This is a genomic window from Pseudomonas sp. CH61, from assembly GCF_059429415.1.
Map to the genome: position 1 here is coordinate 1,598,270 of NZ_CM182098.1, position 22,401 is coordinate 1,620,670.

The 22,401-nt window shown below is 51.7% G+C and carries 16 protein-coding genes and 3 pseudogenes; 1 reads left to right on the forward strand and 18 read right to left on the reverse strand.

Annotated elements, in window-relative coordinates:
* Nucleotides 1-37 precede the first annotated feature (37 nt).
* Nucleotides 38-1,063 carry a hypothetical protein gene (locus AC5SEM_RS07155; protein ID WP_495472494.1) on the reverse strand — a complete coding sequence of 342 codons (1,026 nt, stop codon included), beginning with the start codon at nt 1,061-1,063 and terminating at the stop codon, nt 38-40.
* A 124-nt stretch (nt 1,064-1,187) separates the two neighbouring features.
* On the reverse strand, nt 1,188-1,562 hold the full coding sequence (locus AC5SEM_RS07160) for a hypothetical protein (RefSeq protein WP_495472495.1): 375 nt from the start codon (nt 1,560-1,562) through the stop codon (nt 1,188-1,190).
* 159 nt (nt 1,563-1,721) lie between these two features.
* Between AC5SEM_RS07160 and AC5SEM_RS07165 the strand changes: the two genes are divergently transcribed.
* A complete protein-coding gene (locus tag AC5SEM_RS07165) occupies nt 1,722-3,107 on the forward strand; it encodes an IS4 family transposase (RefSeq protein WP_495472496.1) in 1,386 nt (461 codons plus the stop codon).
* Nucleotides 3,108-3,357: 250 nt separating this feature from the next.
* On the opposite strand, the gene AC5SEM_RS07170 is transcribed toward AC5SEM_RS07165, so the two are convergent.
* From AC5SEM_RS07170 to AC5SEM_RS07245, 16 genes and pseudogenes are all read right to left on the reverse strand, one after another.
* The gene (locus AC5SEM_RS07170; protein WP_150774483.1) at nt 3,358-3,786 is read right to left on the reverse strand and encodes an SMI1/KNR4 family protein; all 429 of its coding nucleotides are present in this window, start codon (nt 3,784-3,786) and stop codon (nt 3,358-3,360) included.
* Between the two features lie 172 nt (nt 3,787-3,958).
* Entirely contained in the window at nt 3,959-4,246 is a 288-nt protein-coding gene (locus tag AC5SEM_RS07175; protein ID WP_455804989.1) for a barstar family protein, read from the reverse strand.
* 184 nt (nt 4,247-4,430) lie between these two features.
* Nucleotides 4,431-4,604, reverse strand: a complete 174-nt coding sequence (locus tag AC5SEM_RS07180; protein ID WP_460158144.1) for a HEAT repeat domain-containing protein — start codon at nt 4,602-4,604, stop codon at nt 4,431-4,433.
* 270 nt (nt 4,605-4,874) lie between these two features.
* A complete protein-coding gene (locus AC5SEM_RS07185) occupies nt 4,875-5,276 on the reverse strand; it encodes a hypothetical protein (protein WP_150774485.1) in 402 nt (133 codons plus the stop codon).
* Nucleotides 5,273-7,735 (reverse strand): annotated as a pseudogene (locus tag AC5SEM_RS07190) (polymorphic toxin type 47 domain-containing protein); the annotation flags it as partial. The gene AC5SEM_RS07185 and the pseudogene AC5SEM_RS07190, both read right to left, overlap by 4 nt.
* A 287-nt stretch (nt 7,736-8,022) precedes the next feature.
* Complete coding sequence (locus AC5SEM_RS07195; protein ID WP_495472497.1) at nt 8,023-8,328, reverse strand: hypothetical protein; 306 nt, start codon at nt 8,326-8,328, stop codon at nt 8,023-8,025.
* A 211-nt stretch (nt 8,329-8,539) separates the two neighbouring features.
* Nucleotides 8,540-9,010 carry a hypothetical protein gene (locus AC5SEM_RS07200; RefSeq protein ID WP_495472498.1) on the reverse strand — a complete coding sequence of 157 codons (471 nt, stop codon included), beginning with the start codon at nt 9,008-9,010 and terminating at the stop codon, nt 8,540-8,542.
* Nucleotides 9,011-9,262: 252 nt separating this feature from the next.
* Nucleotides 9,263-9,559, reverse strand: coding sequence for a hypothetical protein (locus tag AC5SEM_RS07205; protein WP_250606833.1), 297 nt, complete (start codon nt 9,557-9,559; stop codon nt 9,263-9,265).
* Between the two features lie 132 nt (nt 9,560-9,691).
* Nucleotides 9,692-10,138 (reverse strand): SMI1/KNR4 family protein, encoded by a 447-nt coding sequence (locus AC5SEM_RS07210; protein WP_495472499.1) that lies wholly within the window; start codon nt 10,136-10,138, stop codon nt 9,692-9,694.
* A gap of 8 nt (nt 10,139-10,146) precedes the next feature.
* Nucleotides 10,147-13,122, reverse strand: a pseudogene (locus tag AC5SEM_RS07215) (RHS repeat-associated core domain-containing protein); the annotation flags it as partial.
* A 106-nt stretch (nt 13,123-13,228) separates the two neighbouring features.
* Nucleotides 13,229-13,642, reverse strand: coding sequence for a hypothetical protein (locus tag AC5SEM_RS07220; protein WP_495472500.1), 414 nt, complete (start codon nt 13,640-13,642; stop codon nt 13,229-13,231).
* 209 nt (nt 13,643-13,851) lie between these two features.
* On the reverse strand, nt 13,852-14,472 hold the full coding sequence (locus tag AC5SEM_RS07225) for a hypothetical protein (RefSeq protein ID WP_077572135.1): 621 nt from the start codon (nt 14,470-14,472) through the stop codon (nt 13,852-13,854).
* Nucleotides 14,469-19,319, reverse strand: coding sequence for an RHS repeat-associated core domain-containing protein (locus AC5SEM_RS07230; protein ID WP_495472501.1), 4,851 nt, complete (start codon nt 19,317-19,319; stop codon nt 14,469-14,471). Before AC5SEM_RS07230 ends, AC5SEM_RS07225 begins: the two co-directional genes overlap by 4 nt.
* Nucleotides 19,316-20,059, reverse strand: coding sequence for a DUF4123 domain-containing protein (locus tag AC5SEM_RS07235; protein WP_495472502.1), 744 nt, complete (start codon nt 20,057-20,059; stop codon nt 19,316-19,318). The genes AC5SEM_RS07230 and AC5SEM_RS07235 overlap by 4 nt, the downstream gene beginning before the upstream one ends.
* On the reverse strand, nt 20,049-22,091 hold the full coding sequence (locus tag AC5SEM_RS07240) for a type VI secretion system Vgr family protein (RefSeq protein WP_495472503.1): 2,043 nt from the start codon (nt 22,089-22,091) through the stop codon (nt 20,049-20,051). The genes AC5SEM_RS07235 and AC5SEM_RS07240 overlap by 11 nt, the downstream gene beginning before the upstream one ends.
* A 130-nt stretch (nt 22,092-22,221) precedes the next feature.
* Nucleotides 22,222-22,401, reverse strand: a pseudogene (locus AC5SEM_RS07245) (type VI secretion system tube protein Hcp); the annotation flags it as partial.

The following is a 22,401-nucleotide window of genomic DNA, read 5'->3' on the forward strand; positions in this document are numbered from 1 at the left end:
GGCGATCATGGGGTCGCCCTTTTTTAATTTGGATAAATCAGACTTCCTGTCGCCAAGCAGAGAGTGTGATCACTGTGCCGTCATCTTTTCTATTACTGATTTCAATCTTGTAGGTGCCGCCACCAATATAGCCTTCAACGAGTGCCTTTCTCTGGTTGCCGCTGATTTCGGCATCCTTCGCATGCTGCTGATAGAAGTCGATGACGTCCGCGTACTCTGTAAAAGTCCGGAGAATGACTTCGAACTCATGTTGTGGACGGCCGGCTATTTTGTCCCAGTCACCTTCAATCGGCGTGCCCTCCATTCCCGGTGTCGTGAAAACACCGTGTGCGCCAGCACCTATCAGGTGAGCCCGCTGCGGAAGCATCGCCAGCATGGCTTTGGGAAAGTCGGAAGGTAACTGTGCCGCTGTCCACGCTCCCTGTTCCGGTTTGGTTGCAGCGTATTCAACGCTGGCAATTTTCTGCGCGTTGGCTCGGCGCTCCGGATCATCACTTTCCGCCCATATCGCCATCATCGGAGGCAGTTGTTTACTCCAGCCAATCAAAGATTCGGCATCAGCTTGTTTAGCGCCTTGCGGTTGGAAAATGGTCAGCACTGTTTGCGGGGCATCATTACAGGTCAAAGCCTCCTCACGCGACTTGACCGTACAGTGGCCATTGACCAGCCCGACAGCGACCAACTGGCCCTTGTCGTTAAGCAACAATGCGCCGCGCTCAAACCCATTGTTGCCATCATCCATGGCAGTAATCATTTTGCTGCCGGCAGGCACACCGTCCGCAAACGTCGACATTTCCGAATCAAGCGCTTCCAGAACTTGCTGCACAATCATTGTGTTGTCGTTGGTGTAGCTACCGGTCTGATAGCCAAAAAAATCGACCAGTGCAGAGCGCACCGCTGGATCCTGGTTGAGCTTTGGCGCGCGTTCTGCGGCGGGTTCGTTTGAAAGTAACAGGGCAGTGGTGCCGTCGGGGCGTTGTTCGGAGCGAAGGGACAGTGCAGTCGCATTAAGGGAGAAGGTGAGGGCGAGGAGGATGGAAAATGGGCGATTCAGGCGTTTCAAGGGTACAGTCCTTTGATTGTTCAGTCCGGGGGAGTAGAGGTTAAACAACGAGACTTCTCAGGGGCTGCCTGCGGTTCTCTCGTTTTTTCTAAAGCAAATACCAGGCTTGTCGGGATTAAAGTTTTTAGTCCTCGTTGAGCCACTCGGCATTTTGCACCATGGCTTCTTCTAGCCACTTATCGAAGTTAGCGTAGGTGGCGTGAAGTTCCCAGCCCTCTGACGCATAAGCATGAATTATCAACACATGGGGCTGCCCAGAAAGATCCTCTCCATCAAAACACGCGATATCATCATTCGCGTTGAATTTGGCGAATGGGATCAATGTGCGTTTTGGATAAAGCCGTTTGAGTGTTTTGTACCAGTTGCTGATTGTACCTTCGTTGTATACCAGCAGCCACCAAGGCTCGATGTCTGTTTCTGGGTCAGTGGATGCAAAATGGAGGAAGTTTGTAGGGTATGGGTAGGCGGGCAGGTCATCGATGTTGAGATGGATTTTCATAAGTGATTAATCAGCGTCATTCAGAAAAGGGGGCAGATTTGAATGGCACTTACTTAACAGCTAACCACTTGAGCTGAAAGCAAAAAATGAAGAAGGGCTGGTCTTGGTCTACGGTGATAGTTGCGAACACACCCCGACAAACCAAGGACACAGCCCCAAATGGATCGTAGACGTGAAATTCTTCAGCATCAACAGCATCGTTTTCATCGACACGCTTCGGACTGCGATGCCTATGCGTTTTTCAATCTCCTCACGTCTCCCGATCTCTTACAACGCGTCGAGTCTGCACTGCCAGAACATCGGGAACGCCTGTTTCCGCCAACTGAAACGTTGTCTATGTTTCTGGCTCAAGCAATGAGCGCCGACCGCTCCTGCCAGAATGCCGTGAACGACCTGTCGATTAAACGGTCCTGTGGCGGCATGAAACCCAATAGCACTCGCACGGGCGCCTACTGCAAGGCCAGAAAACGCCTGCCTGTGGAAATGGTTTCCACACTGGTCAGGCACACCGGTGCTTCGATAAGTGATAACGCACCCTCGTCGTGGCGCTGGATGGGACGACCTGTGCGGCTGGTGGATGGCACGACGGTCAGCATGCCCGACACAGCGGCCAATCAGGGCGCCTATCCGCAATCTCGCGGCCAGAAAATCGGTCTTGGTTTTCCGTTGTGTCGAGTGGTGGGCATCGTCTGCCTCTCCAGCGGCGCCGTTTTAGATGCTGCCCTTGGGCGTTTCCGAGGCAAGGGCGGCGATGAACAGACACTGCTCAGATCAATGCTCGACACGTTGAAAACAGGTGACATTTTGTTAGGCGACGCTTACTACGCTACCTATTTCTTGCTGTGCGAGTTGCAACGAAGAGGTATCGATGGCGTGTTCGAACAATACGGTGCTCGACGGCGCAGCACGGACTTTCGCCTAGGGCAGAGTCTCGGTTCGGAAGATCACCTGATCGAATTGAAAAAGCCTGCAAGAAGACCGCTGTGGATGAGTCAAACGCATTACGAAAAGGCGCCTGAAAAACTGACCGTGCGGGAGTTGAAGGCGGGTGGAAAAACGTTGGTCACCACGTTGCATTGCCCAAAGCAGACACCTAAAACAGCCCTGAAATCGCTGTACAAGGGTCGATGCCATGTTGAACTGGATCTGCGCAATCTCAAAGCTACGCTGGGACTTGGAAAGTTAAGCTGCAAAACCCCAGGCATGGCAGTAAAGGAGTTATGGGTCTATCTGTTAGCTCACAATCTGATCCGAATGCTGATGGCACAATCGGCTCTGTTAGCTGACTGTTTACCTCGCGAACTGAGCTTCAAACACAGCCTTCAGCTATGGCTGGCGCTGCGACAATATGGCAACCCCGAAGACGAGGATGGCCTGTCGAATTTATTGATGCTGATTGCTCAGAGGCGCGTCGGGAATCGGCCTGGTCGTATCGAGCCGCGAGCCATAAAACGAAGACCTCAAGCCTACCCCTTGCTGACCAAACCACGTCGGTCTGCAAGGGCAGATGTCAGAAAAAACGGGCACCCAAAACATGTTAAGTAAGTGCCATTCAAATCTGTCCCCTTTTTGGTCCTTTTTGGTCAGAAGCTCATAAAGTGCAGATTACCTTCAGAAAAAGAAAACGTGGTCTGTCCCTCGTTTACGCTGCGAACAGCAGCATCGTTTAGTAGCTGTAAGAAAGAAACTTTGCTATTTCTAAATAAGGTTAAATGCACTGTGTCTCTCCAAACTACCTAGCATGATGTACGCAAAGTCGGAGCGCGGATGCGTACGGTTATTTCCGTCCCTTTTTCTACTCACTCCATAAATCAATAAAATCATCAAAGTTATTAGAAATTAAGTGGGTTTTACTTGAATTTGGGTCAAAAATTTCAACCGTAATTGAGGGCGTACTGAAATTCAGGCAAACAAGGTAACCGCCCGCATCCCGTGCGATAGGGACCAATCCATTCGGAAGCCCTGGGGGTTTTCCTGCCCCTGAGTACCATGAGATGGTATACGGGGTTGCGTCGGGCGAAAATGAAAAGAACTCGCTTATGCAAGTTCCTTCGTCGTCATATGAAAATGAAGACACCTCAGGAGAGGCTTCGTCAGAATATGTAACTAAGTCCAAGTAGGACTCTGGGAAAATTACACTAAGTAGTTTTTCTACTTGGGAAATCGTATTGGCATCCACTGAGGATCCCTGTTCAATCCCAAAAGAACTCCAGTCGAACTTCATGTCAGCCCTCCGTAATTATTTCTTTCCATCTGCAAAGCCCCCTTTGTTTCCGGGGTGGAACATCTTCTGCCAAAGAGCATTCCATTGAGGGCCTTTCAATTGTTCATGTTATTCAGGGACAGACCACCTTCAGACAAAATAAAACGTGGTCTGCTTCCCGTTTACAGCTTTACTATTTCAGTTGGTAACTAAAATTCTCATCCGGTCCAAAGTCTTCATCTTGAGTTTTGACTCGATCAAGAATAATTAATATTTCTCTATATGAGTCGTCCATTAGTTCTTCTGAATGTTTTGAGTTTGTCCAAATTAATTCAATTGGGCGCTCTACATCGGTGCTGAGTAGATCCCAGAGCGCATTAAGATTGTTTCCATAGTATTGAGTAACAGAAAAAGCAGACGCTATCCGCTTATGGAATTCTTGCTCAGATGAGATGGAGAATCCATCAAGCTCAACTATCATTTTAATTTACTTCCTCTTTCCAATACCAGGCGTTACAGGGACAGACCACGTTAAATAGCGAGAAAGAGGAGAGTTTCCAAAGGGCAGATTATAGATACAAAAAAAGAAACCGTGGTCTGTCCCGTTTTCTACTCATGATTCGCTGAATTTTATTAGAGTATTTTTCCTCAATAACTGCTTCAGTTCAATCAGGTTGGGAAGCTGCGGCGATTGCCACCTCGGAGAAGGTAGAGTCAAGAAGTTTTTTTAAAAGCTCTATCGCTTCGGGCGATCGCAACTCTCCGAGAGCAGCAGCGCTTCTTTCTTGCCAGTATTCCTCTTTTAAAAGAATTGATTCATTAAGTTGTTGCCAGTCCATGGCGTTAATTTCCTTAAACTCCATGAGCTACCTGTTCAGTAATGTACTCATTCCAATTTGAGTCTTCATTTGCTCCAAGCCAGTAGTTATATTCTTCGTAAACCTTGCTGTTCATGTTGTTCAGGGACGGATCACGCTAAATAGCGAGAAAGAGGTGAGTTCCCCGACGGCAGATTATGGATGTAAAAACTGTGATCTGCCCCGTTTAAAATAAGGAGTCGTGGTCTGTCCTTGCTTTATTTCTTTCGGTTGCCTAGAGTCGATTTGTTTTTATTGAGTGCTATCGCTGGTATGAACGCAATCATGATCATCCATATAGATTAGCACTTTGAAGTTATCGTCGACTATCCAGAATGGGAATCCAGTCGTTTCGGAAAATAGCGTTTTAAGATCTGCAGAGGTTGCTAGTTTCCAAGCGTGAATCTTACTGTCCTGAACTATTAGTAAGGGGTTTTCAAAATTTTCGAGAATGTCTACTTTTTTCCAGAAGTCTGGATCGTGTTTTTTTTGGGGGCTCCTCAAGAAAAAAGGGTCGAGGCCCTTTGTTTCAGGAGAAAAAAATGATGCCGTTAGCTTCATGATCAATTTAGATAGTTCGTTCTCGCGTACTTTCTCATGCGCTAAGTTCTGCTCTGATAATGCCGAATCGATTTCTTTTTCTAGGTAGTTCATTGAGGATCTCCAATTCTCGCGCGTGATACAGGCACAGATTCTAACAATATGTGTCCTCTAACAGCCCCACCTGTTCCACGCTTACCTGGCGTTTGGTAACCGACATGAGGATCTGCCGGACCATCACCAGAAGGAACGAGGCGAGGATCATCTATGTTTACTTCTGCACCCTTATTTCTGCCCTCTAATACGCGCCATTCTGTTGGGTAAGATTTTCCATATTGGTCTTTGCCCCATTTGGTAACTGAAAATTCGTTTTTAGGCACGCCTGTTCGAGTAAATGCCTCGTCCACTCCTTTGTGCATTTGCTGGTATGACGTCCCAGGTGTACCCCTCCAGTCTAAATCAACCTCAGAATTGAATTTCCATGTTCCGCCTGGGACAGGCTGTGGACAATTTGTCGGGCCGCTAGCTAGACCTAAAGGGTCTACCCACCCCGTAGGGTTAGGCACGTACTGGTAGCTATTCAACCCACCCGCAAGCTTGATCGGATCCGGCGTCAAAAACCGTCCAGCCCCCGGATTGTAGTAGCGGTGCCGGTTGTAATGTAACCCTGTCTCGGCATCGAAATACTGACCCTGGAACCGCAACGGGTTATCGATCTCACTGACGTCCAGCACGGCGAGATTACCGTAGGCTCGGTACTTCGCCGACCACATGATTTCACCGCTGTAGTCGGTGAGCTCCTGCGGTGTGCCGAGGTGGTCAAGTTGGTAATAGAACGGCGTGGCTTTACGTGGGCCTTCGCCATCGAGCATCGCCAACGGCCGGAAGCTGCCCGGCTCGTAGATGTAGCTGCGGTAGCGGTTTTCGGCGCTTTCGGCAATCAGGCGTTCGCCTTGCCACAGGAATTCGGTGATGTGGCCGTCGACGGTTTTTTCTATACGTCGACCGAAGGCATCGTACTTGTAGGTTGCAGTGCTGCCACCCGGTAGGCTAACGCCGATCAAGCGGTGCTGGCAGTCGTAACGATACTCGGTGACGAGTTTCTGTCCTGTGCCACGGCGTTCGCGACTCAGGTTGCCGTACGCGTCGTACTCGTAGTGACGATCACCCTGCATCAGCAGGCGGTTGCCTTTGACGTTGGCGAGGTTTGCTGTGCCTTCATTGCTTTGGCCCAGCAGGTTGCCCGCCGGGTCATGGGCGAAGCTTTCCGGAGTAGCACCGCGCACGCTGATGAGTCGATCGAGCGGGTCGTAGTGGTAGCTGCGATTGCCTTTGCGGCTGTCATCAATGCCAGCGAGGTTGCCGTTGGCATCGTAATTATAACGACGCTGGAACAGGTTCTTGTCTCGCTGGCCAACAGTGTGGGCTTGCAGGCGGCCTTGTTCGTCGTACTGGTATTGGCTGAGCAGCAAACCTTGCTGACGTTTTTGTTCGCGCCCAGCACTGAACTGGTGAGAGGTCAGGCGCGAGCCATTGAGGTCGATGCTGCTCAGTTGCCCGCCCGGTTGGTGACGGTAATCGAGTTTGCTGCCGTCAGGGAGGCGGCAGTGTCTGAGCTGACCAACGCTATCGTACTCGTAGCGCAGGGTGCCCCAACCTTGGTGTTCTTCGATGAGGCGGTCTTGCAGGTCGTATTTGTAGGCGAGCGGCCAGTGGCCGTCGTCGACGTTTACGAGGCGACCGAGAGCGTCGTAGCTGTAGTGGATTTCTTCGCCATCGGCCAGGGTTTTCACCAGCAGCCGACCAGCAGCATCGCGCTGATACTCAGTGACCAGTTCGCTGCCATCGTCGCCGAATTCGGTTTTCTTCAGCAGTTGACCGTTGAGGCCATACTCGTAAGCCGTGCGACGACCGTCGAAGCCTGTTTCCTGCTGGATCAGGCCGTTGGCGTAGTAGTCGAGGTGGTATTGCTCGCCGCGCTCGTTTTCGATTTCAGTCAGCAGCAGACGCGAGTTGTCATAGCGATAGCGCACTTGGCTGCCGTCCGGATTGATGCGGCGGCTGACCAGATGCAGATTTTCCGCATATTCGTACCGAGTGATGCGGCCGAGTTCATCGCGTTCAGCGGTGACATTACCGTAAGCGTTATAGGTAAACGCACGGGTTGCACCGCCCGGCAGTGTGACTTGGGCGAGGCGATTGGCTGCATACCACTGGTATTGGGTAATGGCGCCGGATTCTTCCTGGCGGGTGATCTGCCGACCCAGCGCGTCGTAACGATACTTGCGCTGGCCGCCATCGGGCAGGCGTTCTTCCAGCAACTGGCCGAGGTTGTTCCAGCCGAGTTGATGACGGCTGCCGTCCGGGTGGCGAATCTCCAGCAGGCGCCCCTGAGGATCGTAGCTGTAGAGCGTGGCATTGCCGTCCGGGTCGATTTGCTGGGTGATATCGCCCTGACGGTTGCGTTGGTACTTCCAACTGGCTTTGCCGCGATGAACATCACTGACGAAGCCGTTGATGTATTCGTACGTTGTGGCTTCGTCTTCCGGCGGGATAACGGCAGTGATCAAGCCGTTGTCGTTGGAGAAAAGGGGACAGATTTATTTTCAGTTTGTAGAAAATAAATCTGTCCCCTTTTGTCCGTCCCCTTTTGTCCAATATTAAGGAATCAAGTCGCGTCTAGAGCTTTAAGTGTTTCGGGCCGTTCTGGTCTTTTGTCTTTCGATTCGGGCATGTTGTACGCGGCAAAGCCGTGGCCTTTATGCGTTCTTTATTGTTGCAATAATAAGTACTAAATAGACCTAAGGTTTCCGGGGGGTTACATTTTTTACGAAGGGTCTGTTTTTTGACTGCGTAAAGATTACGCTATTTTTATTTTATTCAGGGCGTGATATAACGCTTTTTCAAGTTCGGCCCAAGTTTTCGCACTTTCGCTGTATATTGGCGACTCCCAGTTTTGATGTGAGATTAGCGAGATTCTAAAGGCGCCATTTTCGCTGAATTCTGGGTACCATCCAATATCGATTATTTGTTCGAGTGGCAGTGATGCTTGTAAAAGGTCTTCTTTGAGTTCGTCGGTTATAAGTGTGATGTCGGATCCAACTAGTGTGGAGAGATCATCGAAGGTTATTGTTCCGCCGAGCGTTGTTATCTTATTAATGTTCATCGCTTATTTTTTCTTCTTGGTTAGCCTTTTGAAGGCGTCTTCAGATATCGGATGTCCATGTATGGTATTCGCACTCAATTCCACCCTCATGTACCGGGTTTCTTTTTCGTCGTTAGCGCCGATCAGAAAAGGGGACAGATTTATTTTCATTTTAGAGAATAAATCTGTCCCCTTTTTGGTCACCTTTTTACAGTGGGTTCCGTCGAAAGAGTTAGAGGCTCTCTATATTGGTTGGGCCGCCGTCATCAATGAGTTTTCTCATGCGGCGATTATAGAGTTCAAGGTCTTTAACATTATTGTTGGCTTCGATTGTTTTTCTCAGAAAGGTCATGATATGTGAAATTTTCTGTTTCTCACTATCAGCAGCATCGCGTACAAGATCAAATCCATCTTTTGACAAGAAAGGATGTTTATTTCTTAGGTAGTAATAGCAGCCAATGTTTTCAAGCAGGTCGCTGGCGTCATTTTTTGTAAACTCAACCGAGTTTAAGTATACGCTAAATGCATTCCTCAATATTTCGATCGAGCTTTCTAACGACTTTAAATAGCCGCATAGTCCTTGCCAATTTATGATATGCAACTGGGTTCCCCAGTCGGGGTCTCTTGTGAAATATTGGCCATTACCTCTGAAATAGTCAGGGAATTCATTCTTTTTCAAAGCTATTTCAAAGTTGGTTGTCATTGAAGTTGTTCCCAGTCGTCAAATTGGCTTAGAAGCTTGTTCATGTCGGCGCCGTGGTCGATTTTTTCAGAGCCAATAAGAAAAGGGGACAGATTTATTTTCTCTAGCTTTAATGTTTCTGACTCTTTGTTCAAGCTGCGCCGAAGGCGTCTTAATACCAGGGCTTAAACGGTTTATGGATAAAAAGTGGGGAAAATTTATTTTTAGCGTGTAGAAAATAAATCTGTCCCCTTTTTTTCGAACTCGAGTTAGTCAAAATAATATTGTATCTACGTTGCCAATGTGTGCTGTTAATTTTTCACGGAAATCCGTTTCGCTGGTGAAGCTAGTGTTGTCAATCATGTTAAGGAACCAAGTCACATCTAGATCTGTGAATATTTCAAGCCATTCTGGTCTTTTAGCTTTCGATTCAGGCATGTCGTTCGCGGCAAAGCCGTTGCCTTTGCCTTCGGATAAGTAAAAATAGTTATCTGCGAAGGAATAGCCTATAACCTTTGGCCAGTTTGAGCTATGCAGGAGGTTTGGCTCCATATCTTTATTAGCAATCACGTAAAAAGTTCTCATTTTTTCCGGAAGTACGTCGAATGAAGAAAAGAGACAGATTTATTTTCAGTGGGTAGAAAATAAATCTGTCTCTTTTTAGTCCATTTTTTGTATTCCCCCTTCTTTCACGGTTGAAAGTTAAGTTCTGAGTTCGACGTATTCCTCAAAGAATGAATAGAAGTTTTCCGCTATTTTCTTAGACGGTTTGCGCTTAAATAGATCGTAGCTAATGACCTGTCCATTTCCCGTGGGACCGCAATCAATTGCCCAGCAAACTTCGTCGTCTTTTAAATAAATGACGGCAAAATGACTAGGTAATTCAAACTCTGAACGGCAGTACATGGTGCTGTAATTTACAGTTCCGCCGTTATCTAGAGTTGCATCATTATTCTCAATTCCGCATATTTCTGAGTCTGCTGCACCACCACCACCGCATATACTCAAGAAGTCAACGAAATCTTCAGGCAGCTTTATGCCTAGAATATTCTCGAGTTTTTTAATTTGCTCGGCAGTGGCGGGGCCGAGCCAAAATGTTTCTTCATCGGAGTTGTCGAGTTTCGTTATCAAGTCTTGATATTTATGCATGGTTCTGCTCACTCAAAGTCTTTGGCTCGTTCTTTCCAATATGCTTTTCTAAATTTTGCATACTGTAACTCAAGCTTAGGGTTGTTTCTGAAGCTATCACCGTCTTCAATCGTTCCATGAAGCTCTTTATGGTATTTCTTATGTACGGTACCAGTTAACTCTACCATCGGACCTGGTTCATCGCCTGTAACGTGGTGAAGGTTTATGTATTTCCCATCTGGACCAATGGGTGCGTTCCCGTTTCTCATTAGGTCCAAATTGCTCCACCCGTCTTCTTCGATTTTTTTGCGTATTCTAGGGTCAACGCTTTTGTCGATTGTTGTAGGAACCCCGGGCTCTACGTCTACAGTATTTTTATAGACCTTACGACCCAATACTTCCTCTGGTTTGTATTTGGTGCTGGAAAATTTGCGAACATCTTTTTCGGGAGCTGGCACCTCATCGGGGCATTCTCCAAGGACGCAGTTTAGCCCCAGAGGATCCACCCACCCCGTAGGGTTAGGCACGTACTGGTAGTTGTTCAATCCACCCGCAAGCTTGATCGGATCCGGTGTCAAAAACCGTCCGGTGCTGGGATTGTAGTAGCGGTGCCGGTTGTAATGTAATCCCGTCTCGGCATCGAAATACTGACCCTGGAAGCGCAGAGGGTTGTCGATTTCGGCGATATCCAAGGTTGCCAGATTGCCGTAGGCACGGTATTTCGCCGACCACATGATCTCGCCGCTGTAGTCGGTGAGCTCTTGAGGTGTACCGAGGTGGTCAAGTTGGTAATAGTACGGGGTTGCCTTGACGGGGCCCTCGCCATCGAGCATTGCCAGCGGACGGAAGGTGCCAGGCTCGTAGATGTAGGTGCGATAGCGATTCTCGGCACTTTCGGCGATCAGGCGTTCACCTTGCCAGAGAAACTCTATGGTCTGACCATCGACGGTCTTCTCAATGCGACGACCAAAGGCGTCGTACTTGTAGCTTGCGGTGCTACCACCGGGCAGCGAGACGCCAATCAAGCGATGCTGGCAGTCGTAGCGGTATTCGGTGACCAGTTGCTGTCCGGTACCACGGCGTTCCCGGGCCAGATTGCCGTAGGCGTCGTAGTCGTAATGCCGGTCGCCTTGCATAAGCAGGCGATTACCTTTGACGTTGGCGAGGTTCGCAGTTGGCAGATCGCTTTGGCCCAGCAAGTTGCCGGCCGGGTCATGAGCGAAGGTTTCGGGAGTGGCGCCGCGAACGCTGACCAGACGATCCAGTGGGTCGTAGTGGTAGCTGCGGTTTCCTTTGCGGCTGTCATCGATGCCGGCCAGGTTGCCGTTTGCATCGTAGGCGTAGCGGCGCTGGAACAGATTGCGATCCTGCTGACCTACCGTGTGCGCTTGAAGCCTTCCCTGTTCGTCGTATTGGTATTGGCTAAGCAGCACGCCTTGTTGGCGCTGCTGTTCACGGCCAGCGTCGAACTGATGCGTAGTCAGGCGCGAACCGTTGAGGTCGATGCTGCTCAGCCGACCGCCGGACAAGTGGCGGTAATCGAGTGTGCTGCCATCCGGCAGGCGGCAGTGATTGAGTTGGCCGACGCTGTCGTACTCGTACCGCGTGGTGCCCCAACCTTGGTGCTCAGTGATCAGGCGATCTTGTACGTCGTACTCATAGGCGAGGGGCCAGTGGCCGTCGTCAACGTTTACCAAGCGACCCAAAGCATCGTAGCTGTAATGGATTTCTTCGCCATCAGCGAGGGTTTTGACCAGCAAGCGGCCAGAGGCGTCGCGCTGGTAGTCGGTCACCAGCTCACTGCCGTCGTCACCGTATTCGGTTTTCTTCAGCAGTTTGCCGTTGAGGTCGTACTCGTAAGCGGTACGACGCCCGTCAAAACCGGTTTCCTGCTGGATCAGCCCGTTTGAGTAGTAATCGAGTTGATAGTGTTCGCCGCGTTCGTTTTCGATATCGGTGAGCAGCAGGCGTGCATTGTCGTAGCGATAACGCAGTTGGCTGCCGTCCGGGTTGATTCGACGGCTGACCAGATGAAGGTCGTCGGCGTATTCATATCGAGTGATGCGCCCCAGTTCGTCGCGTTCTGCAGTGACGCGGCCGTATGGGTTGTAGGTGAACGCACGGGTAGCGCCGCCGGGCAGCGTGATCTGTGCCAAGCGGTTAGCCGCATCCCACTGGTAGTGGGTGATCGCACCCGTTTCAGCCTGACGTGTGATCTGGCGACCGAGTGCATCGTAGCGGTACTTGCGCTGGCCGCCGTCGGGCAGGCGCTCCTCCAGCAATTGGCCGAGGTTGTTCCACCCCAGTTGGTGGCGGCTGCCGTCGGGATGGCGGATCTCCAGCAGGCGTCCTTGGCGATCATAGGTGTAATGCGTAGAGTTGCCATCCGGGTCGACTTGCTCAGTGATGTCACCCTGGTCGTTACGCCAGTAGATCCATTTGGCGGTACCGCGATTCACCACACGGACAAAGCCCTTGTAGTACTCGTAGGTGGTCGCCGCGTCTTCTGGCGGGATCACCGCGATCAAACGGCCGGCCTCGTTGTACTGATATTCAGTGACCGCACCCATCGGGTCTTTTTCGGCGATCAGTCGGCCTTTGTCGTCATAGGCCTTTAGATGTTCGGCACCATCCGGATCAACTTTGGCGACGAGTCGCGCCTTGTCGTCGTGGGTATAAATCTCTTCGCTGCCATCGGCGTTGGTAACGGTGACGCTGCCTTTGTCATCCCACGCATAGTGCGCATCCATCTGAGAGAAACTGGCCCAGTGATGGATGCAACGTGCGGACTTGCCTTCCTTTTCCCACTCCCAGTAGAAGCTTGCGCCTCCGGCGAGCTGCCGCTCAAGAATGACGTTCTGTTCGTTGTAGGCATAACGCTCGGACTCTCCCAGAGCGTTTGTGGCTTTGATCAACCGATGTTGAGCATCGTACTCATAGGTGGTCAGCGTCTGAACGGTGTTCCAGGCGTCTTCGAGATTGTCCGCTGGAATAAACTGCTGAAATTTATCAGGGACGGACCACGTTTAAGTGCGAAACGGAAAAATATAGCCTGTCTCCTATTGCTCGGAGCTCGCAAGTGAAAAGGTTGCTCATATATCGTTTTTGATCTTATTCTGTATCAATGAGTTTTTTGTATCGGTTGAATATAGTTATGCAGGTTTGATCTTCGTTAACTAGGTTTTCATAAAAGCTGTCGTCTTCAGCCCACTCTTGAAAAACAAATTGAGTTTTGTTTTTGTTGTTGTGAGTCTCCTTGGATTTCAAATTCCAGTGAGATGAAAGTTTCTTGTCGGAGATCTCAAAAAAATCCAGGGCAAACGCTTTCGGATATTCGTCATAGGGTTCTGCGCAAATGTAAAGCCAGGGGCAGTTATCCCAAAGCTCAATGCCATAAACTACATATTCTTTTCCAATTTCGATTTCCAGTTCATCGTCGCCAATTGAAATGTAGCGCTTTAGTCTTGATACTGTTTCTGTCGAGAAGTTTTCGCCTATCTTGTTTGTTTTGCATGTGACTTTCACTTTTTGTCTCCGGGTGGAACGCTTGGATCGTTACCCCATAGAAAATAAATCTTTCCCTTTTTTAGTCTTTTTTTTATGGAAAAGAAACGTAATGTCCCAGGTCACGTTTACGCGTTAGGGCTTCTATTTTTTAATATTTGTTAGGTGAAGTGAAAAAATCTTTTTGGCTGTTCAGGGTAGATATGGACTGCCCCCCACTTACCATTGTTCTATTGTTTGTATACTCGATAACCCGCATCAAAATCGCTAACGGTGTGCATATTGCTGTAGGTTGTGTCGAATATTCCCTGAATTGGAGGTTGGACACGATTTGCTTGTAAATTTAAGAGTTCTACTGAGTTCTGGAGTTCTTCGTATGTTGCTATATAAGTGTGGTTCGAAGGGGTGAACTCGATAGTTACTTTTTTTGGTGAGATTATGGCAAGATTGATCAATAACTGTGGTGTTGAGAATGATCTCCCTCCGACGTCGTAGATTTTATCTTCGTTCGCTAATTTGGGACCGTAAGACTCGTGCGTCAAGTAACCTTCATCTTGGTTTAATAGGCGTATTAGTTTTTCATGACCCTTCATCTTCTCAAATGTAATGATTGCTTTCTTGAGTATTAGGAAGCCGTCCTCGTCCATGTTGTCTAGGAATTTTGAATTCTGAAATTTTATTGAAGAGACTACTGGTTCGTCTATTAGGTTAAGAACGACATTAAAAATTTCGAGTTGAAAGCTATTATGAATGTTTTCAGTAGGGGGGATATTTATATAGGATATGACTCCGCCGGCATTGTCGAAATCGATAGCGCCAAAGGATTTTGTAATGTCAATTAAAAAATTCATTTTGCTCTCTCGATTATAAATTGATCAAGTTGTTTTGATTCTATTTGATTGCCGTCAATGGTTTTAAAACCTTTTGGGTCGACTTTTGTTTGCGAGACTATTCTTAGTCCTAGCTCTTCTATTTTTTTCAATGATTTTTTTATGTATTTGTTCGCGAATGCGCTGCCTGTAAGGGTGATTTGTCCATTGTCGGCTAATACCCTTAGTATTTCTGGGTTTAAAGGGTCGTAACCATATGGGTTATCCATATTGATATGACTTTGCGATCCTGATTTTATACCCGATAAATCCGTTGCATTGCCAGCGTGTACGCCCGGAGCTTTAGGGTCAATATCGATATTGTAATAGCCTTCAATCGGGTTCGTACCAGCACCAATATTTAAGGAACCATCAGCATTTGCGGGCTTGTCTAGGTAATTCCCAGTTTTGACAGGTGTGGCAGGTTTGGCCGAATCGCTACCCGGACACTGCTGAAGTCCAAGAGGATCCACCCAACCTGTAGGATTTGATACGTACAGGTAATTATTCAACCCACCCGCAAGCTTGATCGGATCCGGTGTCAAAAACCGCCCGGTGCCTGGATTGTAGTAGCGGTGGCGGTTGTAATGTAACCCCGTCTCGGCGTCGAAATACTGGCCTTGAAAACGCAACGGGTTATCGATTTCGCTGACATCGAGTGCCGCCAGGTTGCCATAAGCTCGGTATCTGGCCGACCACATAATCTCGCCGCTGTAATCGGTTAGTTCCTGCGGTGTGCCGAGGTGGTCGAGTTGGTAGTAAAACGGGGTGGCTTTACGTGGGCCTTCGCCGTCGAGCATGGCCAACGGACGGAAGCTGCCCGGTTCATAGATGTAACTGCGGTAGCGGTTCTCGGCGCTTTCAGCGATCAAGCGTTCGCCTTGCCACAGGAACTCAGTGGTGTAGCCGTCGACGGTTTTTTCTATACGACGGCCGAAGGCGTCGTACTTGTAAGTTGCAGTGCTGCCGCCCGGCAGGCTGACGCCGATTAGACGATGCTGACAGTCGTAGCGATATTCGGTAACGAGTTTCTGGCCGGTGCCACGACGTTCGCGGCTCAAATTACCGTAAGCGTCGTAATCATAATGGCGGTCGCCCTGCATCAGCAGGCGGTTGCCTTTGACGTTAGCCAAATTGGCTGCGGGCAGGTCATTCTGACCGAGGAGGTTGCCTGCTGGATCGTGGGCGAAGCTTTCCGGTGTCGCACCACGCACACTGATCAGTCGATCCAACGGGTCGTAGTGATAGCTGTGATTACCTTTTCGGGTGTCATCTACGCCGGCTAGGTTGCCATTCGCGTCGTAGTTGTAGCGTCGCTGGTACAGATTTTTTTCGCGTTGGCTAACGCTATGCGCTTGCAGGCGACCTTGTTCGTCGTACTGGTATTGGCTTAGGAGCAAACCCTGTTGTCGCTGGTGCTCGCGACCGGCGCTGAACTGGTGAGAGGTCAGGCGAGAACCGTTAAGGTCGATGCTGCTCAGACGTCCGCCGGACAGGTGGCGGTAATCAAGCGTGCTGCCATCGGGCAGGCGGCAGTGACTCAATTGGCCAACGCTGTCGTACTCATAACGTGTGGTGCCCCAACCCTGGTGCTCGGTGACAAGCCGATCCTGCACGTCGTATTCGTAGGCGAGCGGCCAGTGACCGTCGTCGACGTTTACCAGGCGCCCCAATGCGTCGTAGCTGTAATGGATTTCTTCGCCGTCTGGCAAGGTTTTGACCAGCAGGCGTCCGGATGCATCACGCTGATACTCGCTGACCAGTTCGCTGCCGTCATCGCCGAACTCGATTTTCTTCAGCAACTGGCCGTTGAGGTCGTACTCGTAGGCAGTACGGCGACCGTCAAAACCAGTTTCCTGCTGGATCAGGCCATTCGAGTAGTAGTCGAGTTGGTAGCATTCGCCGCGCTCGTTCTCGATCTCGGTGAGGTTGAGTTGCGAGTTGTCGTAGCGATAACGCAGTTGGCTGCCGTCAGGATTGATACGGCGGCTGACCAGGTGCAGGTTGTCGGCGTACTCGTAACGGGTGATTCGCCCAAGCTCGTCGCGTTCGGCGGTGACGCGGCCATATGGGTTGTAGCTGAAGGCGCGGGTGGCGCCGCCGGGCAGGGTTACTTGGGTCAGACGATCAGCAGCATCCCATTGGTATTGGGTAATAGCACCGAATTCATCCTGGCGGGTAATCTGCCGACCCAAAGCATCGTAGCGATACTTGCGTTGGCCGCCATCGGGCAGGCGTTCTTCCAGCAACTGGCCGAGGTTGTTCCAGCCCAGTTGGTGACGGCTACCGTCGGGATGACGAATTTCCAGCAGTCGGCCCTGACGGTCATAGCTGTAATGGGTTTCGTTGCCATCCGGGTCGGTTTGTTGGGTGATGTCGCCCTGTCGGTTGCGCTCATATTTCCAGCGGGCCTTGCCACGCTGTACGTCGATAAGTTGACCGTTGAAATAGTTGTAGCGGGTTGGCACACCTTCTGGCGGGATAACGGCGATCAAACGCCCAGCTTCGCTGTACTGATACTCAGTGATCGCGCCCATCGGATCTTTTACGGCGACCAGACGTCCCTGATCGTCGTATGCATTTTGCGTTTCACCGCCGTCGGGCGCGGTCTCGCTGACCAGCCGCGCATTTTCGTCATGCACGTAGACCAGCTCACTACCGTCGGCGTTGTAGACGGTCACCGAGCCTTTGTCGTCCCACTCGTAACGCGCTTCCATTTGCGCGTAATTGGCCCAGTGGCGTATGCAGCGGGAGTGTTTGCCTTCACGTTCCCATTCCCAGAAGAAACTGGCGCCGCCGGCCATTTGTCGTTCGAGGATGACATGCTGATCGTTGTATCGGTAATGCTCGGTTTCACCCGCCGCATTGGTAGAAGAAATCAGTTGATTGCGTGCGTTGTATTGGTAGGTGACGAGCGTTTGAATGGTCAGCCATGGATCCTGACGTTCACCGCGGTCATTGTATTCCTGGCGTTGTTGCTGCTGATCGACGGCCACAATGTGTCGGTCGTCGTAACGCATTAGCAGGGCACGGCCTGCACCGTTATCGATGCGCTGGATACGGTCAACGAAGTCATAACTGATATGTAAGCGGTTTTCGTAGGCGTCGCTGATCGTGGTTAGGCGACCGGCTCGGAAATGGTAGAAGCGTGTTTTTGCCCCGGCCTGAGTCAGGACAAGTTCACCGGGAGCATCGCCTAGATAAATCGCCGCTTGCGCCAGACTATTGGTAATGGCGGGGCGCTGTTCAGTGGGCATCGGGAATCGGGTCTGCCGGTTCTCGTTGTCTGTCCACAGCACACCTTCATCATCGAGATGCAAACGATGAGAAAGCGAATGGCTCCAGCCATGGCCGAGACGGCTGTCGATCTCAACCGCACTGCTTCGGTATAGGCGGGTCCACTCGAAGGGCAGCAAACCACCCATTTCACCATCGGTCAGCGTGAGTAATTCCTCACCGGTCACCATCGACACGGGTTCACCGTCGGAGCAGGTTTTGTCGACGCATTGTGCGGGTTTTTCGGCAGGGTTTTTTGACTGATCTGGCGCGTTGTCGACGTGTTCTACCTGTTCGACACGCGAGGCAGGCTCATCTTTTTTGCGTGCTTGAATCTGCGCATCGGACTCCACCTTTCCGCCGCTAACCGGTGGCTTGTTTTTCGGTGCTGCTGCTGTTTCGGCAGGTTTGGGTGCCGCAATCTGCACATCCGCTTTACGTGCCGGATTGAACTTCGAATCCCCATTAAGCAACAAAGGCTTCGACGCTTCGGTGTGCGGTGTGGCCTTGGATTTGCTGACTTTCATCAGCATGCCGGTAAAGTCTTCGATCAGTTTTATGACCTTGCCGCTGCTTTGCACCCCTTGGATTGCCTTTGTGCCCACTCGTACAGCCAGACCCAGGCCACCTGTCAGGACCACACCGACCAGAATGTTCAGCAAGAATTCTGTGCTCATTTGCGCCAGCACTTCCGTGCAGGTTTGTGGCGGCAGCATCTTTATCCACGCCACGATGGCGGCGACGTAGACCCACATCAGTGGCTCATCACTGGCGATCAGCAAGGCCGTGTGGATGGCCTCTGCTGAGGCATCATAAATTTTCTTGATCTGCTCCTCAGTGAAAAACTTTTTCAGCTTTTCGTAGTTTTCGCGAGGGTGGGCGACGAGGTCGTAGAGGCTCTTGATATCGCCCCACAAACCCATGATCGCCTTCATGAAGCCTTCCCACGCGGCTTCCAGCTCCTGCAGGGCACGGCCGCCCAGTGATGCATCAGTGTGTGCCTGCCAAAGCGGCAAGAAACTTGTGCTCCACTCGGTTTGCAGCCAACCGCCGAGCTCACCGATCACACCTTGGTAGGAGTTGAACAAGCTATCGATCTGAGCGGGCGTAGGATTAGGGAAGAACGTAATCTTGTATTGCTGATTGGGTGTAAGCCCAGAGACTTCCAGAATGCCGGTCGAGTCGATGGTTTTGTTGATGGTTGGACCGACTTCGTTCTTGCCAATAAAGCGGCCATCTACCACTGGTGTCAGACGGACCGGTGTATTACCGATCGGTACAAAACGTGCGGATTCGAAGCTGTGCACCAGTACGAGCTTGCCGTTCGCCGGGCAGTTGGCATAAAGGGTGTTTTCCTTTTTGCTGTCCTTGTCTGCAGTGCCGACTTCGTCCCCGACCTTGAACTGCTGCTCGGCATCCAGAATGCCGCCATACCAGGCTTCGGCATGCTCACGGTAGTCTTTCAGACACTTCTTGAAGTCGGCAATGATCGCCTGAGCATCAGGTTGTTTTGCCGTGAGGCCACCAACGATCCCACCCATCAAAACGCTCATACAACCACCTCATTTTCCAGATGGGCTTTCAGCAGCCCGGCAAAATTTTCTTCCGTGAGCGGCGTGCGCTTTACAAAACGCGCCACTTTTTGTTTCAGATTTGATTCGGGGAACGAGAAGTACAGATCGGCATGTTCGTCCAACAGCCACTGCATCATGTTGCCGATGACGGTCGAAGGATTTTCCGCCATCAATCCATCCAGCAAATCCTTCGGCACCTCCCACCACGGCCAGTCCCGCACCTTCGGCACAACCCGCGTCCCAACCTCCAGCGACTGCCCATTAATCAGATACCGCTCAAACATCGGCAGTACTTCCCCAGCCTTCTCTCCCAATCCATGCAGAATCGGATAGATATGCCGTCCATCCCAAAACCGGAAAAACACTTCGGTCCCGTCCGGCATCTTCACCTGCGTCAGACTGCGCAGATGCTCGAACACTTCATTCGGCTCGGAACGCGACACCGCCAGCCAGCCCCAATCAAGGGCATCGGTTTCAGCGATCCACGGCAGGAACGCGGAATTGGCTTTGAGTTCGGTGACATACGGCATCACCGGTTGCCAAGTGGAGTAGGGCGTGCCGCCCCAGATCGGGATGAGCTGGGCGGTGGGTTCGGTGAGATACAGGTTTTTCAGCGCGTCGGAATCACTCGCCGCACTGATCACCAGATACAAGCGCTCGCCAGTCTGCAACGGCTGTTGCGCCAGCCAATCCTTGGGCGTAATTCGATCAGATGGCACAGGCACCTGCCTTGCATTTTTCGCATTCTTCGCAGAACGGCGCGTTGCGTTTGAGGGTGTTGATCTGGGCCGGGGTCAGGACCTGGCCGGCCTTGTCGGCGTCGGCTTGTTTCAGGATGCCCGGCATCAGCGGGGCGGCGCCCGTGCCGCTGCCGGGGCTGCCGCCGGAGTTCATGTTGATCACCGGGCCGCTCATGGTCACGCCGCCGGCGTCGATCTTGATGAAGCTGCCGCCGCCGATCAGGGTCAGCTCGCTGCCGGCTTCCATTACCACCTTCATGCCGCTGCTGAGGTGGATTTCCTGGCCGGCGTCGATGAACTGGCCGGTGCCGATCTTGATGTGCTGATTGACGCCGACGGTGAGGTGATCATTGGCGCGGGCTTCGACTTTGCGGTCGGCGTAGACGGTGTGGTGTTCTTCGGCTTTGAATTCTGTGTAGCTGTTCTTTTCGACCGTGTCGTGGCGTTCGTTGCCGACCCTGATTTTCTGGTCGTGCTCGACGTTTTCGTCCCAGTCGCGCTGGGCGTGCAGGTAGATCTGTTCCTGACCTTTTTTGTCTTCGATGCGCAGTTCGTTGTAGCCGCCACCGCCCATGGAGCTGAGGGTTTTGAAGGTGCTGCGGGTCTTGTTCGCCGGCAGTTCATACGGGACGGTGTTTTCCTTGTGGTACAGGCAGCCGCTGATCAACGGTTGATCGGGGTCGCCTTCAAGGAAGGTAACGAGCACTTCCATGCCGATGCGTGGGATGGCGATGCCGCCGTACTGGGCGCCGGCCCAAGCGCTGGAGACGCGCAGCCAGCAGCTGGTTTTGTCGTCGGCCTGGCCTTCGCGGTCCCAGTGGAACTGGACTTTGACGCGGCCGTACTCGTCGCAATGGATCTCTTCGCCTTTCGGGCCGGTGACCACGGCGCTCTGGCTGCCGAGGATGCGCGGTTTCGGATGGCGCAGGGGCGGGCGGTTCGGCACGTCCCACGGCGTGGCCTGGAAGCGGTTGCGGTAGCCTTGATGGAAGTCGTCTTTGAGTGCGGTGGTGTCGCTGGTCACCGACTCTTCGAGGACTTGCGGCTGCTTGCCTTCGTGGTGGACTTCGGTCAGTAACCAGAGGTCGTTCCACTTGGCTTTCGGGTGCGCGGTGAGCGCAAGGAAGTGGCCGCTGACCAGCAGCGGCTGATCGCTCTTGCCTTCGGCGAGCTGGAAGTCGCTGCGATGGCGTTCGAGGGCGCGTTTGGCCAGGTGTTTGCCGCGCTCGCGGTCGATGAAGCGACCGGGGTAATCGTAGTCTTCAAGGTCGGGCAGCGCGTCGCCACGGTTTTCGCTTTCGAGAGTAAGGCGTGGTTTTTCGAAGTCGTAATCGCGGCGGGTGGTGCGGCTGGTACGGGTTTCCAGGCGCAGGTCGAAGCGCTTGATCACCGGGTCGCTGGCGACCATGCCGGAGTCTTGCTGATAGGCCACAGGCTTGAGTTTCGGGAACACCGTCTGGTCATCGCCGAACACCAGTTTGTGCGCCGTCGCCGTGTGCTGGAAGTGGTAGTGAATACCTTCTTCCTCGCACAGGCGCTGGATGAAATGCAGGTCCGATTCATCGTATTGCACGCAGTAGATGCGCTCGGGATAAATCGAACCGGTCTTGAATTCGTAGGCGTTGCTTTGGATGCCGTGCTCTTCGAGGACCTTGCCGATGATTTTCGGCACGGTGAGGTTCTGGAAAATGCGCTGATTGACGCGATGTGCGAGGTAAGACAATTGCGGACGCAGGGTCACCGAGTAACGGGTCAGGCGTTTGCCCGAATCGCCTTGCGCGGCGCGGTAGATCTGGCCGTGGATGCCGCTGCCGTCGGGCGACAGTTGCAGGAAGGCCGGTTTGTGCAGCAGGGTTTCGAGGTCCAGCGACGGCTGCTCACTGACCAGCTCCACCTCAAAGACAAAAGGCTGGCTGATGGCTTCGCGACCTTGCAGGGTGAATACCTGAAAGTCAGCAGAAAGACCTTCGATGGTCAGGGCAAAGTGAGTTTCATTGGCCGGCGCGAACATCCCTTGTTCCTCGTGCTGTACAGCGGCGTGAGTTGACGACCGCAAAACGGCTCAACTTACGCGAAATTCTGGAGGGCGAAAACAACATCGACCAGCAGAGCTGGCCGATGCTTGTAACGATCAGCCGTAATTAAACGACTGGAGCACGCCAGTCATCGGAACCCGAAGTACCGGATACTTCGTGGGTCCAGGTGATTTTGCGGTAGGTGAACTGCACTTCTTCCAGGTGGGTGAAGTGCGAGTTGCCTGGATCCTGGCAGTTGTGCATTTTGTTGTTGATGGCGACGATGATCGCGTCTTCCAGTTTTGT

Excerpts from the sequence above, each read along its gene's own strand:
- AC5SEM_RS07225 (WP_077572135.1), bottom strand. The coding sequence starts at position 14,472 with ATGAATTTTTTAATTGACATTACAAAATCCTTTGGCGCTATCGATTTC.
- AC5SEM_RS07180 (WP_460158144.1), bottom strand. The coding sequence starts at position 4,604 with ATGGACTGGCAACAACTTAATGAATCAATTCTTTTAAAAGAGGAATAC.
- AC5SEM_RS07210 (WP_495472499.1), bottom strand. The coding sequence starts at position 10,138 with ATGCATAAATATCAAGACTTGATAACGAAACTCGACAACTCCGATGAA.
- AC5SEM_RS07175 (WP_455804989.1), bottom strand. The coding sequence starts at position 4,246 with ATGATAGTTGAGCTTGATGGATTCTCCATCTCATCTGAGCAAGAATTC.
- AC5SEM_RS07200 (WP_495472498.1), bottom strand. The coding sequence starts at position 9,010 with ATGACAACCAACTTTGAAATAGCTTTGAAAAAGAATGAATTCCCTGAC.
- AC5SEM_RS07230 (WP_495472501.1), bottom strand. The coding sequence starts at position 19,319 with ATGAGCGTTTTGATGGGTGGGATCGTTGGTGGCCTCACGGCAAAACAA.
- AC5SEM_RS07170 (WP_150774483.1), bottom strand. The coding sequence starts at position 3,786 with ATGAAGTTCGACTGGAGTTCTTTTGGGATTGAACAGGGATCCTCAGTG.
- AC5SEM_RS07165 (WP_495472496.1), top strand. The coding sequence starts at position 1,722 with ATGGATCGTAGACGTGAAATTCTTCAGCATCAACAGCATCGTTTTCAT.
- AC5SEM_RS07195 (WP_495472497.1), bottom strand. The coding sequence starts at position 8,328 with ATGAACATTAATAAGATAACAACGCTCGGCGGAACAATAACCTTCGAT.
- AC5SEM_RS07160 (WP_495472495.1), bottom strand. The coding sequence starts at position 1,562 with ATGAAAATCCATCTCAACATCGATGACCTGCCCGCCTACCCATACCCT.
- AC5SEM_RS07240 (WP_495472503.1), bottom strand. The coding sequence starts at position 22,091 with ATGTTCGCGCCGGCCAATGAAACTCACTTTGCCCTGACCATCGAAGGT.
- AC5SEM_RS07185 (WP_150774485.1), bottom strand. The coding sequence starts at position 5,276 with ATGAACTACCTAGAAAAAGAAATCGATTCGGCATTATCAGAGCAGAAC.